The sequence below is a fragment of the Flavobacterium sp. 120 genome, assembly GCF_003633605.1.
In the GTDB taxonomy this organism is placed as follows: Bacteria; Bacteroidota; Bacteroidia; order Flavobacteriales; family Flavobacteriaceae; genus Flavobacterium; species Flavobacterium algoritolerans.
Genome location: NZ_RBKZ01000001.1, coordinates 1,003,354 through 1,020,015 on the forward strand (window position 1 = coordinate 1,003,354; position 16,662 = coordinate 1,020,015).

The 16,662-nt window shown below is 33.9% G+C and carries 14 protein-coding genes; 8 read left to right on the top strand and 6 right to left on the bottom strand.

Annotated elements, in window-relative coordinates; translation table 11 throughout:
* Positions 1 to 142 precede the first annotated feature (142 nt).
* The 3 genes from C8C87_RS04340 to yajC all read left to right on the top strand — a co-directional run bounded on the left by C8C87_RS04340 (position 143) and on the right by yajC (position 2,649).
* On the top strand, positions 143 to 1,249 hold the full coding sequence (locus C8C87_RS04340; protein ID WP_121341450.1) for a Glu/Leu/Phe/Val dehydrogenase: 1,107 nt from the start codon (positions 143 to 145) through the stop codon (positions 1,247 to 1,249).
* Between the two features lie 185 nt (positions 1,250 to 1,434).
* Positions 1,435 to 2,346 carry a transcription antitermination factor NusB gene (gene nusB / locus C8C87_RS04345; RefSeq protein ID WP_121343287.1) on the top strand — a complete coding sequence of 304 codons (912 nt, stop codon included), beginning with the start codon at positions 1,435 to 1,437 and terminating at the stop codon, positions 2,344 to 2,346.
* A 30-nt stretch (positions 2,347 to 2,376) separates the two neighbouring features.
* The gene (gene yajC, locus C8C87_RS04350) at positions 2,377 to 2,649 is read left to right on the top strand and encodes a preprotein translocase subunit YajC (protein ID WP_099715973.1); all 273 of its coding nucleotides are present in this window, start codon (positions 2,377 to 2,379) and stop codon (positions 2,647 to 2,649) included.
* Positions 2,650 to 2,723: 74 nt separating this feature from the next.
* Here yajC and C8C87_RS15830 read toward each other — a convergent pair whose 3' ends face one another.
* The 4 genes from C8C87_RS15830 to C8C87_RS04370 form a co-directional block, all read right to left on the bottom strand.
* Positions 2,724 to 3,173 (bottom strand): hypothetical protein, encoded by a 450-nt coding sequence (locus C8C87_RS15830; RefSeq protein WP_199716367.1) that lies wholly within the window; start codon positions 3,171 to 3,173, stop codon positions 2,724 to 2,726.
* A gap of 294 nt (positions 3,174 to 3,467) precedes the next feature.
* Positions 3,468 to 4,052 carry a YdeI family protein gene (locus C8C87_RS04360; RefSeq protein WP_121341454.1) on the bottom strand — a complete coding sequence of 195 codons (585 nt, stop codon included), beginning with the start codon at positions 4,050 to 4,052 and terminating at the stop codon, positions 3,468 to 3,470.
* A gap of 6 nt (positions 4,053 to 4,058) precedes the next feature.
* Positions 4,059 to 5,312 carry a peptidase T gene (pepT, locus tag C8C87_RS04365; protein WP_121341456.1) on the bottom strand — a complete coding sequence of 418 codons (1,254 nt, stop codon included), beginning with the start codon at positions 5,310 to 5,312 and terminating at the stop codon, positions 4,059 to 4,061.
* A 178-nt stretch (positions 5,313 to 5,490) separates the two neighbouring features.
* Entirely contained in the window at positions 5,491 to 6,048 is a 558-nt protein-coding gene (locus C8C87_RS04370; protein WP_099715970.1) for a hypothetical protein, read from the bottom strand.
* Positions 6,049 to 6,363: 315 nt separating this feature from the next.
* On the opposite strand from C8C87_RS04370, the gene C8C87_RS04375 reads away from it, so the two are divergent.
* The 4 genes from C8C87_RS04375 (at position 6,364) to C8C87_RS04390 (ending at position 10,530) form a co-directional block, all read left to right on the top strand.
* Positions 6,364 to 7,383 (top strand): quinone-dependent dihydroorotate dehydrogenase, encoded by a 1,020-nt coding sequence (locus tag C8C87_RS04375; RefSeq protein WP_121341458.1) that lies wholly within the window; start codon positions 6,364 to 6,366, stop codon positions 7,381 to 7,383.
* 233 nt (positions 7,384 to 7,616) lie between these two features.
* Complete coding sequence (locus C8C87_RS04380; RefSeq protein WP_121341460.1) at positions 7,617 to 8,480, top strand: hydroxymethylglutaryl-CoA lyase; 864 nt, start codon at positions 7,617 to 7,619, stop codon at positions 8,478 to 8,480.
* 104 nt (positions 8,481 to 8,584) lie between these two features.
* Positions 8,585 to 9,139 carry a hypothetical protein gene (locus tag C8C87_RS04385; protein WP_233550007.1) on the top strand — a complete coding sequence of 185 codons (555 nt, stop codon included), beginning with the start codon at positions 8,585 to 8,587 and terminating at the stop codon, positions 9,137 to 9,139.
* Complete coding sequence (locus C8C87_RS04390; RefSeq protein ID WP_121341463.1) at positions 9,136 to 10,530, top strand: DUF5723 family protein; 1,395 nt, start codon at positions 9,136 to 9,138, stop codon at positions 10,528 to 10,530. The genes C8C87_RS04385 and C8C87_RS04390 overlap by 4 nt, the downstream gene beginning before the upstream one ends.
* Positions 10,531 to 10,539: 9 nt before the next feature.
* Here C8C87_RS04390 and C8C87_RS04395 read toward each other — a convergent pair whose 3' ends face one another.
* Complete coding sequence (locus tag C8C87_RS04395) at positions 10,540 to 13,041, bottom strand: cation-translocating P-type ATPase (RefSeq protein WP_121341466.1); 2,502 nt, start codon at positions 13,039 to 13,041, stop codon at positions 10,540 to 10,542.
* Positions 13,042 to 13,203: 162 nt separating this feature from the next.
* Between C8C87_RS04395 and guaB the strand changes: the two genes are divergently transcribed.
* Entirely contained in the window at positions 13,204 to 14,676 is a 1,473-nt protein-coding gene (guaB, locus tag C8C87_RS04400; protein ID WP_099715965.1) for an IMP dehydrogenase, read from the top strand.
* An 83-nt stretch (positions 14,677 to 14,759) separates the two neighbouring features.
* On the opposite strand, the gene C8C87_RS04405 is transcribed toward guaB, so the two are convergent.
* Complete coding sequence (locus C8C87_RS04405) at positions 14,760 to 16,661, bottom strand: monovalent cation:proton antiporter-2 (CPA2) family protein (protein WP_121341468.1); 1,902 nt, start codon at positions 16,659 to 16,661, stop codon at positions 14,760 to 14,762.
* Position 16,662: the final 1 nt, after the last annotated feature.

Consider the following 16,662-nt stretch of genomic DNA (forward strand, 5'->3'; position numbering starts at 1 on the left):
TAATTTTAATGTTGAATTGCTAGTGAGCTAAATTATTGATTTGATAATTTTTAAACAAAAAATCAATACATATTCATTTTTTGTTTAAATTTGGATTGTCTTTTTGACGAATTCGTAATTTATCACTAAAAAAACTTACACTATGAATGCAGCTTTCACAACTGGAAAGGAACTTCAAAAAATGGATCCCGTTTTTGGTCAATTATCATTTGATGATCACGAACAAATTGTATTTTGCAACGACAAAGATACAGGTTTAAAAGCAATTATTGGTATTCATAATTCGGTTATGGGACCAGCTTTAGGTGGTACTCGAATGTATAATTATGCAAATGAATGGGAAGCATTGAACGATGTATTGCGTCTTTCTCGCGGTATGACTTATAAGGCAGCGATTACAGGATTGAATATTGGTGGAGGAAAAGCAGTGATTATTGGAGATGCTAAAACGCAAAAAACTCCTGAGTTGATGCGTAAGTTTGGTGAATTTGTACATTCTTTAAGCGGAAGATATATTACGGCTGAAGATGTAGGAATGGAAACCGCAGATATGGATATCGTTAGAGATGTAACGCCTTATGTTACCGGAATTTCTGAATCAAGAGGTGGTTCTGGGAATCCATCACCTGTTACAGCTTACGGTGTGTATTTAGGTATGAAAGCGGCTGCAAAACAACAATTTGGTTCTGATGTTTTGAGTGGCAAGAAAGTTTTGGTTCAAGGAATTGGTCACGTTGGCGAAACTTTAGTTGATTATTTGACAAAAGAAGGAGCAATAGTAACCATTTCGGATATCAACGAAGATAGATTGTATGAAGTGGGAGCGAAGTACAATGCAGAAATTTTCAGAGGAGACGATTTGTATAGTGCAGATGTTGATATTTATGCGCCTTGTGCGATGGGAGCAACGTTAAATGACAATACAGTTTATAAAATTAAAGCAAAAGTAATTGCTGGTGCTGCTAATAATCAATTGGCTGATGAGAATGTTCATGGTGCAATTCTACAGGAAAGAGGTATTCTTTATGCTCCGGATTTCTTGATTAATGCAGGTGGAATTATCAATGTGTATGCTGAATTAGCACATTATGACAAAGCGGAGATTATGCGTAAAACAGAAAATATTTATAACACTACATTAGAAATATTTGATTTTGCCATTGCTAACAAGATGACAACACATCATGCTGCTTTGACTATTGCTCAAAATCGCATCAATCAAAGAAAAATAGAAAACAGTAAAAAGTAAAAAATAGTACTCAGTTATCAGTATTCAGTGAGCAATTTATTGCTGTTCACTGATTGCTGCTGATTGAAAACTTTAAAATAAGCGATTATATATTTTATTTTAAAAAATGAAATACTTATTTTTGCAGACTAATTAATAAAAGTTCTTACAAGGTGGTAAATAGAAGACACATTCGCGTTAAAGTAATGCAATCCATTTATGCGATGCATCAAAGCGGTTCAGATAATCTGGAAAAAGAAGAAAAATTCCTTTTTTACAGTATCGACAATATTCAAGATTTATACCTTATAATGCTTTCTTCCTTGATTGAAATTTGTAAAACAGAGACTGTCTTTTTACATAAATCTAGTTTGAAACATCTTGCAACTCCTGAGGAACGTAAACCCAACGAAAAGTTCATCAAAAACAGAATCTTTCAAATCCTTGCCGAAAACAATTCATTAAGTATTGCGCTGGAAAACCGTAAAATCAATAATTGGTCTTTAAACGATGATTATATTTTACTGCTTTTGAATGACGTAAAAGCAAGTAAATTGTATGCGGATTACATGAGTAATTCAGTAAATACATTTGAAGAAGACAGACAGTTTATCGTTGATTTATTCATGGATGTAATTGTTCCAAACGAGAAATTATACGAGTATTTAGAGGATGATAAGTTAACTTGGGTTGATGATATTCCATTAGTGAATACGCATATTATCAAGCAATTGAAAGCCATTAAGTCTGGTGAAGATGATAATTTCAGAGTTCCAAAATTGTATAAAGACAATGAGGATAAGGATTTTGTTAAAGATTTGTTCAGAAAAACGGTCTTAAACGAAACGGAATTAGCCAAAGAATATCTTGATAAAACACCAAATTGGGATACTGAAAGAATTGCCGAAATTGACACCATTATTCTTAAAATGGCAATCTGTGAATTTTTGAAATTCCCATCAATACCAGTAAAAGTAACTCTTAACGAATATTTAGAAGTTGCCAAAGAATATTCTACGCCAAAAAGTAGTATTTTTATCAACGGAATTTTAGACAATTTAGTAAAAGAACTGGAATCCAGCAAAAGAATCATTAAAGCTGGTCGTGGTTTAATGTAATAATTAACTAATAAAAAAAGAATTTAAATTATGGAACAATTAACTCAATTTGCACCGTTTTTATTAATGTTTGTGGTAATCTATTTCTTCATGATCAGACCACAACAGAAAAGAGCGAAAAATGAAAAAGAATTTGAAAGCAGCTTGAAAGTAGGTGATAAAATCATCACAAAAAGTGGTCTTCACGGAAAAGTTTCTGAGTTAGCGGATACAACTGTTGTTGTTGAAACGATGTCAGGAAAATTGAAAATGGAGCGTTCTGCTATTTCTATGGAAATGAGTGCAGTATTGAACAAAAAATAATTCTCATTTTAATGAATTAAAAAAGTCCCAACCGATTATTCGGATTGGGACTTTTTTTTGGATAAAAAATATCCTTATTTTTTATTTTTTTTATTCTTCTTCGCTTTTTTTGATTTTGCTTTGGCTTTTTTAGCTTTTATCTTGGCTTTAACTTTTGCTTTCTTAGCTTTATCCTTTTTGGCTTTTTTTGCCTTTTTGGCTTTTGCTTTCGCTTTTTGTTTTGCTTTCTCTTTTGCGTCGGCTTTTTTAGCCTTTTTCTTGTCTTTATCTTTCATCTTTACTTTGGTTTTAATCTTGTTTTTACTTTTTTTCTGATTTGAAACGTCACTATCATCATTGTCTTCTAGATCAATAGTCGAAATTTCTATAGTTTCTGTTATGATTTCTTCAATTACAGGAACTATAATTTCAGCGGGTTCCACTTCAGGTTTAACAACTTTTGTTCTTCGAGCTCTAACTGGCTTAACAATTTCAGGTTTTGCCGGAGATACTGGATCAGTTTCCGCTTCTTTCTTTGGTGTCATAATTTATAGTATTAGTTTTTATGCAATTAATCGAATAGTTATTCTGGTGTTACTAAATTGTTACGTGGTTGTAAGTAAATATAGTGATTTAATAGACTGGTCAATGTTAAGTTTTTCAGAACGATTTAGGTAATTTATTCTGTTTTACAACAAATAGTAATCTAGGAAGGAAGTGTTTTTCTTTTTTTAAAGAAAGAGATCGTGTAAAAGATTATGGGAGAACAAAGAGCTATTCTAATATGATTTTGAACAAAAAAAAGTCCCAACTCTGAGTTTCAGAATTGGGACTTAATTTTATCGGTATTTATCATTCAAACCAATATTTTCTTTTATCATTGGTTTGATTTTTTCAATCCGGGAACGTTGGGTTTCTTCTCGTTTTGCAGTTTCAATATATTCTAAAAATTCATATTGCTTGTAAGGAGAGAATTTTAGAAAAGCATCTGCTAAATTGGCATCTGCATCTAATTCCTTTTGAAGAAGTTCAGAAACGATAGGTTCTTTTTTCTGTGGTTTACTATTCTTTCCTTGTTTTTCATTGGCAATCGCTTCATGAATGTAATCTAAAACTGCTGGTTCATTGACTTCGTTTTTTGATGAAAATCGCCATTGTCGCAATGATTTGGTAACGCCTTCTTGCGCATTAACCAAAACCTTTTTTTTATCACGCAATAAAACTCCATTGAAAAACCAAATCGCAAAGTAATTTTTGAATCCTCCAATTCCGAGTACGTTTTTACCATTCAAGACATAAACAATACCGCCCCATTTGGTTGTTTCCACAAGTTCCGTTTTGACAATAACTGATTTTAGAAGTTCTAATTCTTCTGACCAACTGTTATTTCTATCCCAGATATGAGTCGTTTTTGAAGGTTCCAAAATAGATTATTTTTTAGAAGAATCTTCTGTAGCTGTCAATTCAGCAATTTTTACAATTACTTCAACTGCTTTTTGCATGCTTTCTACTGGTACATATTCGTATTTTCCATGAAAATTGTGTCCACCGGCAAAAATATTTGGGCAAGGCAACCCTTTATAGGATAATTGAGAACCGTCAGTTCCACCACGAATAGGTTTTATAAGCGGTTTAATTCCTATTTCTTTCATTGCTTTTTCAGCAATATCCACAATATGTTTCACAGGTAAAACCTTTTCTTTCATATTGTAATATTGATCTTTAATCTCAGTGATAACGATGTCTTCACCAAATTGTTTTGCAAATTTCTTATTGATTTTTCGAGCGATTTTCTCGATTAGTTCTTTGCGCTTTTCAAATTTTTTCTTGTTGTGGTCGCGAATGATTAATTCCAATACGGTTTCTTCAATACTTCCATTCAGATGATGTACGTGAAAGAAACCTTCATATCCTTTAGTTTCTTCAGGAGTTTCTCCTGCGGGAAGTTCATTGATAAAAGCATTGGCAATCAACATAGAATTGATCATTTTTCCTTTGGCATAACCGGGATGCACACTTTTTCCTTTGAAAGTGATTTTAGCGCCAGCCGCATTAAAATTTTCATATTCTAATTCGCCTATTTGACTTCCGTCCATTGTATACGCCCAATCCGCTCCAAATTTCTCTACATCAAAATGATGCGCGCCACGGCCAATTTCTTCGTCAGGTGTAAAACCTATTCTGATTTTTCCGTGTTTGATTTCAGGATTGTTAACAAGGAATTCCATTGCAGTAACAATCTCGGTAATTCCGGCTTTATCATCAGCGCCTAACAGTGTAGTCCCGTCAGTAGTTATTAAAGTTTGCCCTTTGTAAAGCAATAAATCTTTGAAATAACTTGGTGATAACACAATATTTTTATCTGCATTTAATACAATGTCTTTACCATCATAGTTCGATACAATTTGAGGTTTTACATTGGCTCCGGTAAAATCAGGGGAAGTGTCAAAATGAGAAATAAATCCAATTACAGGAACTTCATGAGTTACATTACTTGGCAAAGTAGCCATGATATATGCTTTTTCATCAATTGTTACGTCCTGCAATCCAATTGTTTTAAGTTCTTCAACCAGTTTATTGGCTAAATCCCATTGTTTTGCTGTACTTGGCGTACTTTCTGATTTGTGGTCAGATTCAGTATCAATAGTTACGTAACTGATGAAACGGTCAATTATATGTTGCATTTTAAATTTGTTTTAATGCAAATATAAACATTTTTTCAGGAGCTTTTTGAAGTTAATCAGCAACTAAATCTTGCAAATTAAAAATAATAATTGCATTGTATGAACAGCAATAAACAATACTATTTTTGGTGCAAAATAGATTTTTTTACATAAAAAAACCACCCGAAGGTGGTTCAAATTAATCTCTCATTTTATGCAGTTTTTCTTCTGCTTTATCTAGATCGCCTTCCAGCTTATTTATTTTTATTTGTCGCTTACTGATTTTGATATTTTCTTTTTCAATTTCAGTAGAACTAAGCTTTCCTTTTGATTTTCTCTGTTCAAATTTTTCTTTGAGTTTTATTAAATATCTTTCCTCATCTGAGATTTTTGTTTTTATCTTACTAATCGATTTCTCACTCGAAAGAATTTTGTCTTGTCGTTTATCAAAAGCTTTTTGTTTTTTTTCAAAATCTTTCTGCTCTTTTTCAATTTTATTAGCTTCCCTTAGCGCTTTTTTCTCCAATTTCATTTTGTCCTTGAGTACTTTAGCTTCTTTTTTTAATGCTTCTTTTTCGGCAGTCGTTGCTAATTTTGCTGCTACTTCTGGAGCAACTTTTATGGTGTCTTTGATTGTTGTAACCGTAGTAATCGTAGTTTTTGTGGCTAACTTTATCGTGTCTGATTTAGTTTCTTGAGCAAAGAAAAGTTGAAAACTAGAAAGCAATACTACAGTGAGAAATAATTTTATATTCATGGCTATGTGTTTTTAAGTTGATGAAAATTGATGTTCAACACTAATTTATTTATTACAAGATAAGAAAAATCATTGAAAAAATCATTTCTTATTTTGTGTTGAGGATGTTGAGTCAATATTTTTTAATTTTAAATCACTAGTAGTCAATCGTTTGTTTTTTATTGGTGTAAAGTTTTTGTGCTTTATTTAACTACTGTTTATTTTAACTATTTCTTCTTTGGCTGAAGCCAAATCAAATGTTGCTGTATAATTTTTTTTCGAAATATTTAATTATCGATTAGATAGTTCTATTTTTGCACCAACAACACTACAACCATGTATAAATTACTCATTCGTCCATTTCTATTTTTGTTTGATCCGGAAAAAGTTCATTATTTTACTTTTTCATTGATTCGATTTTTGTCCAAAATTCCAGGTTTTACTAGCCTTTTTAGATTGCTTTACGAAGTAAAAGATTCAAGATTAGAAACTGAAGTTTTTGGTTTAAAATTTAGAAATCCAGTTGGACTTGCTGCTGGGTTTGATAAAGATGCCAGGCTGTATAAAGAATTGTCCAATTTTGGTTTTGGTTTTATTGAAATAGGAACGTTAACTCCAAAAGGTCAGGAAGGAAATCCTAAAAAACGATTGTTTCGTCTGAAAGAAGATAGCGCAATCATTAATAGAATGGGGTTCAATAACGGCGGTGTTCAAGAAGCGGTGGAACGTTTGAAACAAAATAAAGGCGTTTTAATAGGGGGGAATATTGGTAAAAATAAGTTGACACCAAACGAAGAAGCCACTTTGGATTATGAAATCTGTTTTGATGCATTATATGATTATGTGGACTATTTTGTGGTGAATGTAAGTTCCCCAAACACGCCAAATCTTCGAGCGTTACAAGACAAGGAACCGTTGACACAATTGTTGCAAACCTTACAAAATAAGAATTTGGCTAAGCCAAAGCAAAAACCAATCCTCTTAAAAATCGCTCCGGATTTGACAGATGAACAGTTGCTTGATATTATTGATATTATCAAAGAAACTAAAATTGCGGGCGTTATTGCCACAAATACTACCATTTCTCGTGAAGGATTACAATCCGAGAATAAAACAGAAATGGGCGGTTTGTCTGGTAAACCATTAACGCATCGTTCTACTGAAGTCATCCGTTTTTTATCTCAAAAAAGCAATAAAGCCTTCCCAATTATTGGAGTAGGAGGAATTCATTCTGCGGAAGATGCAATAGAAAAATTAGATGCAGGAGCAAGTTTAGTTCAGTTGTACACTGGTTTTATTTATGAAGGTCCGGCTTTGGTGAAAGCCATAAACAAAAAGATTTTAGAAAGATTGTAATATTTTATTTTTGAAGGTACTTTTCAAGATTTAATAATGTCTCCTTTGATTAAACGTATGATAATTCAATTATAATTTAAAAATCAAGTTTAATTCTAAAAGTTTAATATCAAATTGTTACCAAATTGCCTAATATTTTAATTTATTACCGAAATATGTAATAATGTCAATTTTAGAAAATTTGAAACGCATCATTTAAAAATTCTTAATTGTTTTTCTATCTTTGGCTTTCTATGGAGCCAATAAAAATTATAGAATGTCCACGTGATGCCATGCAAGGCATAAAGCCTTTTATTCCTACGGCAAGAAAAGTGACTTACATCCAGTCTTTGTTACGTGTAGGTTTTGATACCATAGATTTTGGAAGCTTTGTTTCGCCTAAAGCGATTCCGCAAATGCAAGATACAGCAGAGGTATTGGCACAACTGGATTTATCTCAAACCAAAAGCAAATTATTGGCAATTATTGCCAATACGCAAGGAGCAACTCTGGCTTCAAATCATCCCGAAATACAGTATTTAGGATTTCCTTTTTCGATTTCTGAGAATTTCCAAATGCGGAATACCCATAAAACGATTTCCGAATCGTTAATTACATTACATGAAATCCTTGAAATTGCCGATAGGACTAATAAGGAAGTAGTAGCCTATCTTTCTATGGGATTTGGTAATCCTTACGGTGATCCTTGGAGCGTTGAAATTGTAGGCGAATGGACGGAAAAATTAGCATTAATGGGAGTTAAAATCTTATCCCTTTCGGATACGGTAGGAAGTTCAACACCAGATGTGATTTCGTATTTGTTTTCGAATCTAATTCCGAAATATCCCAAAATAGAATTTGGTGCGCATCTTCATACCACACCTGATAAATGGTTTGAGAAAATTGATGCGGCTTATAAAGCGGGTTGCCGTCGTTTTGATGGTGCTATTCAAGGTTTTGGCGGATGTCCGATGGCAACAGATGATTTAACGGGTAATATGCCTACGGAGAAGTTATTATCTTATTTTACTTCGCAAAAAGAAAAAACAGACATGAGTCCTATGAGTTTTGAAAGTGCTTACAATGAGGCTTCTAAGCTATTTGGTGAGTTTCATTAAAATTAAAAAATGATAATTGTACTTGAACTCTAATCTTGAAAATAATAAGTTTATGAATGATACGTTAGTTATACAGTTCCCCAATTTACTTTTAATAGACTAATATGATGCAATTACGGACCATCCATAGAATCCTAAGTGTACTAATTCTAATCTTATTTTCGTCTTCATGCGCAAGTGATTTAGATTACAATCAAGTAAATGATATAAAGTTAGAACCTGTAATTATATCAAATTTAGCTTATTTTGATGTTGAGGCCAATCAGTTTGTAACTGGAGGAGTAGAACAAAACGTAATTTTTGATGCGCCAACTGTCGATGTGTTCAGCGAAAAATTTTTCACGGAAAAGTTAAACAGAATCGATCTTTTTTTTGAAATTAACAATACCATAAATAGAAGTTACAGAATAGACTTAGTCTTTCTGGATAGAAATAATCAGCCAGTTCATTCCTCAAATTTTTTCGTACCTGCTTACTCCGGTGCAGAAAATATAGTTACTAAAACTGAAACATTTCAAAATGCTTCACTGGATTTATTAAAAAGAACAATTAAAATTACTTTTAGGCTCACCATGTTAGCAGGTCCTCCATTAAGCGAAAGCAGTGTAGGAAATCTAAAATTACGTTCAGGAGTAACCGCTTATTTTGTAGTAGAATGAGAAAAATAATTTTAATTTTTGCTCTATTTCTAACAATAGGTTGCTTTTCACAAAACAAACAAATTCTATATAATTTTACTTCAGTGCCTCAGTCTTTGCTGACTAATCCTGGGTCTGATGTCAAGTACAATTGGTATTTTGGGATTCCTTTATTGTCTGGTATTTCTACAAATGTAGGCTCCAGTGGATTTTCGGCGTATGATTTATTTGCAGATAACGGAGTCGATTTTAATGTAAAACTACGAAATGTAGTATTCTCCACTACAAGAAAAGACAGAATGGCCATAAACGAACAAATAGAGTTATTTAATGGCGGTTTTAAAATAGCTGGAGAACAAGGAGATTCCTATGTTTCTTTTGGTATGTACCAAGAATTTGATTTTATGAGCTATGTTCCTAAAGATATTGCAATTTTGGTTTTGGACGGAAATAGAGATTATTTGGGCAAAGTATTCAATTTAGGCGATTTGAATCTAAAAGCAGAAATGCTTTCAGTTTTTCATCTGGGGTTTCATAAAAAGATAAATGAAAAATTAATTCTAGGAGCGCGAGGAAAGATTTATTCCAGTATTTATAATGTTAACTCCACGAATAATTCAGGATATATTTATACCATTCCTTCCACACAAGGTGTTTATGAGCAAATGATTTATTCGGATTTGCAATTCAATACATCAGGGATTGCTAAATATGATGATGAAGATTACGATCCAAATGTGGTAAAAGATATTACTAAAAGAGCCCTTCTAGGCGGAAATTTAGGTTTGGGATTTGATGCCGGTTTAACTTATTATCCAAAGAAAAACATTCAATTTACTGCAAGTGTGATAGATTTTGGTTTTATAAAGCATACTAATGAAGTAGAAAGTTTGACTTTTAAAGGAACTTATAAATACGAAGGGGTTATTCCCAAATTCAGTTCTGGAAATTCAGCAGAAGATGGGTATCAGGAATTTAAGGATGCCGTTCCTTTGGATACCTTGTATGCCGATTATACAACTTGGAGACCTACAAAACTCAATACTTCCATTCAGTTTTCATTCGAAGAAGAAGTCTCCGAAGATTGTAATTGTCTTAATTATGATCCTGAAACTATTTATAAAAGTGCTGTAGGTGCTCAATTATTTGTAATGTCTACCCCGAGAACGCCTTTAGTTGCTTTTACGACCTATTACAGAAGAAAAATTTTCAATTCGTTGCAAATGAAAGCAACTTATACCATAGATTCTTATTCCTATAAAAATATAGGATTGGGCTTGTCCAGTATGTTTGGACCGGTTAATTTCTATGTTCTTGCCGATAATCTTTTGGAATATAAGGATGTCACTAAAGCCAATAGTCTGTCTTTTCAGCTAGGTCTTAATGTTATTTTTAAGGATAGTAAAAAATAAGATTGGTTTTTATTTGAGTCTTTGTCGTTTAAATCCTTTGTAAATTTCTATCCAAAGTACCGAGACAAATCCCACTAAAATACTCAGGCAAATTTGAAAACCAGAAACTCTTTCGAACTCGAAAAAATGAGCAAATAAGGGGACAAATAGCAATAAAACAGTGATTAGAATGGTTGCGCCAATGATCATTAGAACTAAATTATTTTTATAACGTAAAGTTGTAAATATTGAATAGTAAAAAGAGCGGTTGGTGAGTGTCAAGAAAATATTGGAGGCAATCAAAGTGAGGAATACAACAGTTCTTGTGGCGCTTTCGGAGCAATTGTCAGCAACACAATATTGGTAGACAAATAAAAGTCCTAAAGTGATGACAAACCCTTGAATAATACTTATCGTTATTTCTTTCAGTTTAAAAAAGGTCGTGGTAAATGGTCTTGGTTCGAGGAGCATCAAATTGCGTTCCATAGGTTCATTTTCATAAATTATAGAACAGGTAGGGCCCATAATTATTTCCAGAAAAATGACATGAACCGGAGAGAAAATATTGGGATAAATCCATCCTAAAGCCAAAGGAATAAAGACAATCATGATAATTGGAATGTGAATCGAAATGATGTATTGAATCGCTTTTTTTAGATTGTTATATATTTTTCGGCCCATGGCAATAGCGTCAATCATTTTTGAAAAATCATCCTCAATAAGGATAAGATTCGCGGCTTGTTTGGCGATTTCGGTTCCCTTTTTGCCCATAGCAATTCCTATGTGCGCTGATTTTAATGCGGGTCCGTCGTTTACGCCATCGCCAGTCATGGCTACAATTTGATTGTTATCTTTCAGCGCTTTTATGATTTTGAGTTTGGCTTCAGGAAACATTCTTGTGAAAATGGCAGTTTCCATTACTTTTTCTTTCAAAGTGGCATCGTCCATCGCCATTAATTCATCTCCATTGAGTGTTTTTTCTACGTTTCGAAAACCAATTTGTTTGGCTATAGTGGCTGTTGTCGCTGCATTGTCACCAGTAACTATTTTTACTTGAATGCCTGCCTTATAAAATGTTTCAAAAACGGCTTTTATATTCTCTTTTGGTGGGTCATAAAAAGCAACCAGTCCTTTGAAATCAAAAGAAAATTCCTGTTGCGTTTCGGGATAATTTGTTCCTGAAAATTCAGCTACGCCAACACCCAAAACGCGAAACCCTTTCAGAGCCATAGTTGTCATTGCGGCAAGTACTTGTTGTGTTTCTTTTTCGGATAGATTAGAGCATGCAATTAAGGCTTCGGGCGCACCTTTGGCAGCAATAATTTTGGTTCCATTTTGGTTTTCAAAAATATGGGTCATCATGGGAGGTTTTCCGCATAATGGATATTCATGTGTCAATTTGAATTGGGCTCGTTCATCTAGAATTTCTAATTTTGAATACGCTTCATGTAATGCAATTTCCATGGCGTCAAACGGAATAGGTTCACTGGCCCACATGGAAAGCGTTAATAATTCGAGTTCGTCATTACTTAGCTGTTTCTTTGGATTAGATATTTCATTCGATGAAAAAGTGTACCATTGCGCCAAACTCATTTTGTTTTCGGTGATAGTTCCTGTTTTATCGGTGCAAATTACGGTGGCACTGCCCAAGGTTTCTACCGTTTTCGTTTGTTTGACAATAATTCCCATATTCATCAAGCGCCAAGCACCAAGTGCCATAAAAGTGGTAAAAGCCACTGGAATTTCTTCAGGGATGATGCTCATTGCCAAGGTCAACGCTTTTAATAAACTGTCCAGAACATCTTTTGAATTATAATAATTAATAATCCAGACGATACCAAAAATTGCCAGTCCCACAAAAGACATCTTTTTTACAAAGTTCCCAATTTGTATTTGCAAAGGCGTTTTTTCTTCGATAATCGTTTCCAGACTTTTCCCTATTTTGCCTAATTGGGTTTGGTTCCCAATGGCTGTTACTTCACAAATGGCTAAACCGCTGGTGACAATTGTTCCAAGATATACTTGATTATTTTCAGACGTTTCATTTTTAAAGACAGCCAGCGATTCACCGGTAAGAATGGATTCATTTATAGAAAAATCATTGGACTTGATAATGGTACCATCTGCGGGGATAAAGGTTCCTTCTTCGGTTTGAATGAGATCACCCAAGACAATTTCCTCGCTTGGAATTTCTATAATTTCGCTATTGCGAATGACTTTACTTTTGGGTTGAGATAATTTTTTTAAAGCTTCGATTGCGTTTCTGCTTTTTGATTCCTGATAAAGTGATATCGTAGAAACCATTACAATAGCAATAGCCATAAAAATTCCGTTGCCAAAATCGCCTGTGATAAAATAAATGCTGGTAGCGGTCAAAAGCAATAAAAACATAGGTTCTTTAACCATTTCGATTAAAGAAGTGAAGAAGTTGTTTTTGTCTTGATGCGCTATGGAATTTGTTCCATGTTTTGCTCTTGATTGCAAGACTTCATCATTTGAAAGTCCTTTTATTTGTTGTAGCGGTTCTTTCATAGCAAAAAATAAATGAATCAAATTTCACAGATTATAAAAACGGAAGAAGTTGGATTAGAGAAAACTCTGTAATGCAATTTAATCATTTATTATAAAATTTACTCGTTTTTTTGCATAAGATTGTCTATATTTGCACGCAATTAAACTCCAACTACAATTGCAATGATCGCACACAACTCTAAGATTATCGGTGAAGGATTAACTTACGATGATGTTCTATTAGTTCCCAACTACTCAAATGTGCTTCCTCGCGAAGTGAGTATTCAATCAAAATTTTCAAGAAATATTACACTTAATGTTCCTATTGTATCTGCTGCTATGGATACAGTTACCGAAAGTGCAATGGCAATTGCTATGGCGCAAGAAGGCGGAATTGGTGTTTTGCATAAAAATATGACTATCGAGCAACAAGCTGCGAAAGTTAGAAAAGTAAAACGTGCGGAGTCTGGAATGATTATCGATCCGGTTACTTTGCCACTGACTTCTACTGTTGCAGATGCTAAAAGTGCAATGAAAGAATTTGGTATTGGAGGTATTCCAATTGTAGACGAAAACCAAATATTAAAAGGAATCGTTACCAATAGAGATTTGCGTTTCGAAAAAAATAGTTCAAGACCTATTGTTGAGGTAATGACCAGTGAAAACTTAGTAACTGTTGCCGAAGGTACTTCTCTGGAACAAGCAGAAGTAGTTTTGCAAGGTCATAAAATTGAAAAACTTCCAGTAGTAAATGCTGATTATAAATTAGTGGGTTTGATTACGTTCAGAGACATCACTAAATTGACTCAAAAACCAAATGCAAACAAAGACAAATACGGACGTTTACGTGTTGCTGCTGCATTAGGTGTTACTGCAGATGCTGTTGAAAGAGCTACAGCTTTGGTTAATGCCGGAGTAGATGCAGTTATAATCGATACCGCTCACGGTCATACAAAAGGAGTGGTAGATGTACTGAAATTAGTGAAAGCTAAATTTCCTGACTTAGACGTTATTGTTGGTAACATTGCCACTGCAGAAGCAGCTAAATATTTAGTTGAAAATGGCGCAGATGGAGTAAAAGTAGGGATTGGACCTGGTTCTATCTGTACAACTCGTATTGTTGCGGGTGTTGGTTTTCCTCAATTTTCTGCAGTACTTGAAGTTGCTGCAGCGATTAAAGGTACTGGCGTTCCAGTAATTGCTGATGGTGGAATTCGTTACACAGGTGATATTCCTAAAGCGATTGCTGCAGGTGCTGATTGTGTGATGTTAGGTTCATTACTGGCTGGTACTATGGAATCTCCTGGTGAAACTATTATTTTCGAAGGAAGAAAATTCAAGTCATACCGTGGAATGGGTTCTGTTGAAGCGATGCAAGAAGGTTCAAAAGACCGTTATTTCCAAGATGTGGAAGATGATGTTAAGAAATTAGTACCGGAAGGAATTGTAGGACGTGTGCCTTATAAAGGAGAATTGAACGAAAGCATGCAACAATTCATTGGTGGTCTTCGTGCCGGAATGGGATATTGTGGCTCAAAAGATATTCCTACTTTACAAGATACAGGTCGTTTTGTTCGTATTACCGCAAGCGGAATCAACGAAAGTCATCCTCATAATGTAACTATTACAAAAGAAGCTCCTAATTATTCTAGATAATTTATAGTTTTAAAATCATAAAAAAAAGCATAATTAATTCCGTTTTAGAGGGTTTTAATTATGCTTTTTTATTGCTTTAAACTTTAGTCCTGCAATTCAGAGGAGTCAGACAAGTCAGCCAGATTGTTCTTTAAATGTTGGCTGTCCCAACTGTGATTGGTTGCTGCAACTTGGGAATAAATATCACTCTTTAATAACTGTTCCTGTAATTCAATTTCTTCCTTAATAGTAATCAGGTACGCCATTTTATCGTGGCGTTTTTCGGCAAGTTTACGTGTGGTAATTTCATCGTATTTTATAAACTGTTGCCCTTGTCTGGTTGCCGTATATTTTCGAAGTCCTAATTCTACTAATGCATCAACACCCATATTCACAGCACTGTATAAAGTTTCTCTGTAAATATGTTCCACTTTATGATCGATTAATTCATAGGCATCATTTCGGTTTCGGGCACGTGTTAAAATTTTTAAATTTGGAAAGTGCTTCTTTAAGGTTTCAATGACTTGAAGATTTACGGTTGGATTATCAATGGCGGCAATGAAAACTTTAGCATTTTCACAACCGGCAGCTTTCAATAGTTCTAGCCGGGTTGCATCTCCATAATAGACTTTAAAACCCATTTTTCGTAATAAATCGATTCGGTCTGAATCATAATCAAGAATAGTTGATTTTATTTGATTAGCTCTCAATAATCGACCGACTGTGCTTCCAAAATGCCCAAAACCAGCTATAATAACAGGGTTATCCTCGTCAATATAATCATTGTCTTTTTTTATTTCTTTTTCCTGAATTCGGGTGTTTGGATATATTATTCGCTCATTTATTAGTAACAGAAAAGGAGTTGCAACCATACTCATGGCTATGACTGCCATAATTTGATTGGCTAAAATATTGGGTATAATATTCAATTGCATGCAGAAACTCATGATTACAAAACCAAATTCTCCAGCCTGACTCAAACCAAATGCAAACAGTAAATTTTGGTCTAGTTTCTTTTTATAATACCGACTGGTAAAAAATAGAACGATGAATTTCACTAATGTTAGAATCGCTCCAAAAGCAAAAATAAATAATGGATTGTCAATAATTAATTGAAAGTTTATTGAGGCACCTACGCCCAGAAAAAACAATCCCAAAAGCAATCCTTTAAATGGTGCAATATCGCCTTCTAATTCATGGCGAAATTCAGAGTTGGCTAATACGACACCAGCCATAAAAGCACCTAACGCAGGACTTAATCCAATTAATTGCATCATATACGAAACCCCAACTACGAGCAGTAATGCAGAAGCAGTAAACAATTCCTGTAATCTGGTTTTTGCGATTATATGCAATAACGGAACAAACAAAAAGCGGCCTGCAAAATAAATTGTCGAAATAATTCCGATTACGATTACCGTTTGCAACCAGCTCGCATAACCTGTAATTAATGATTGTGGCGCATCATTTGTAGCCTCAAGATTTACGGTTGACAAAAGAGGTAAAAAGGCTAAAATTGGGATTACGGCAATATCTTGAAAAAGTAAAACTGCAAATGAGGAACGTCCTACTGAAGTATTTGACAACCCTTTTTCTTTTAAGGTTTGCAATACAATAGCAGTAGAAGATAAAGCCAGCGCCAGTGAAATCGCTAATGTAGTTTCCCATCTCCAGTCCATAAAAAAAAGACATCCTAGAAATAGGATTATTGTCGTTCCAATTAATTGCATGGAGCCCATTCCAAGAATGAATTTCCGCATTTTCCAAAACTTGCTTGGTTCTAATTCAAGACCAATTAAAAAAAGCATCATTACCACACCAAATTCTGCAAAATGCATTATATCCTGACCTTCCTGACCAATAAAACCAAGTACAAAAGGACCAATGATTATTCCCGCCAATAAATAGCCTAAAATAGAACTCAAGCCTAATTTTTTAGCAATTGGTACGCAAATTACGGCAGCAGTTAAATAAATGATTGCCTGAAGCAAAAAATTAGTATCCATA

Bases quoted from the DNA above. Each gene is read 5' to 3' on its own strand.
- C8C87_RS04340 (WP_121341450.1), top strand. From the start codon at position 143: ATGAATGCAGCTTTCACAACTGGAAAGGAACTTCAAAAAATGGATCCC.
- nusB (WP_121343287.1), top strand. From the start codon at position 1,435: ATGCAATCCATTTATGCGATGCATCAAAGCGGTTCAGATAATCTGGAA.
- yajC (WP_099715973.1), top strand. From the start codon at position 2,377: ATGGAACAATTAACTCAATTTGCACCGTTTTTATTAATGTTTGTGGTA.
- C8C87_RS15830 (WP_199716367.1), bottom strand. From the start codon at position 3,173: ATGACACCAAAGAAAGAAGCGGAAACTGATCCAGTATCTCCGGCAAAA.
- pepT (WP_121341456.1), bottom strand. From the start codon at position 5,312: ATGCAACATATAATTGACCGTTTCATCAGTTACGTAACTATTGATACT.
- C8C87_RS04370 (WP_099715970.1), bottom strand. From the start codon at position 6,048: ATGAATATAAAATTATTTCTCACTGTAGTATTGCTTTCTAGTTTTCAA.
- C8C87_RS04375 (WP_121341458.1), top strand. From the start codon at position 6,364: ATGTATAAATTACTCATTCGTCCATTTCTATTTTTGTTTGATCCGGAA.
- C8C87_RS04380 (WP_121341460.1), top strand. From the start codon at position 7,617: ATGGAGCCAATAAAAATTATAGAATGTCCACGTGATGCCATGCAAGGC.
- C8C87_RS04385 (WP_233550007.1), top strand. From the start codon at position 8,585: ATGATGCAATTACGGACCATCCATAGAATCCTAAGTGTACTAATTCTA.
- C8C87_RS04390 (WP_121341463.1), top strand. From the start codon at position 9,136: ATGAGAAAAATAATTTTAATTTTTGCTCTATTTCTAACAATAGGTTGC.
- C8C87_RS04395 (WP_121341466.1), bottom strand. From the start codon at position 13,041: ATGAAAGAACCGCTACAACAAATAAAAGGACTTTCAAATGATGAAGTC.
- guaB (WP_099715965.1), top strand. From the start codon at position 13,204: ATGATCGCACACAACTCTAAGATTATCGGTGAAGGATTAACTTACGAT.
- C8C87_RS04405 (WP_121341468.1), bottom strand. From the start codon at position 16,661: ATGGATACTAATTTTTTGCTTCAGGCAATCATTTATTTAACTGCTGCC.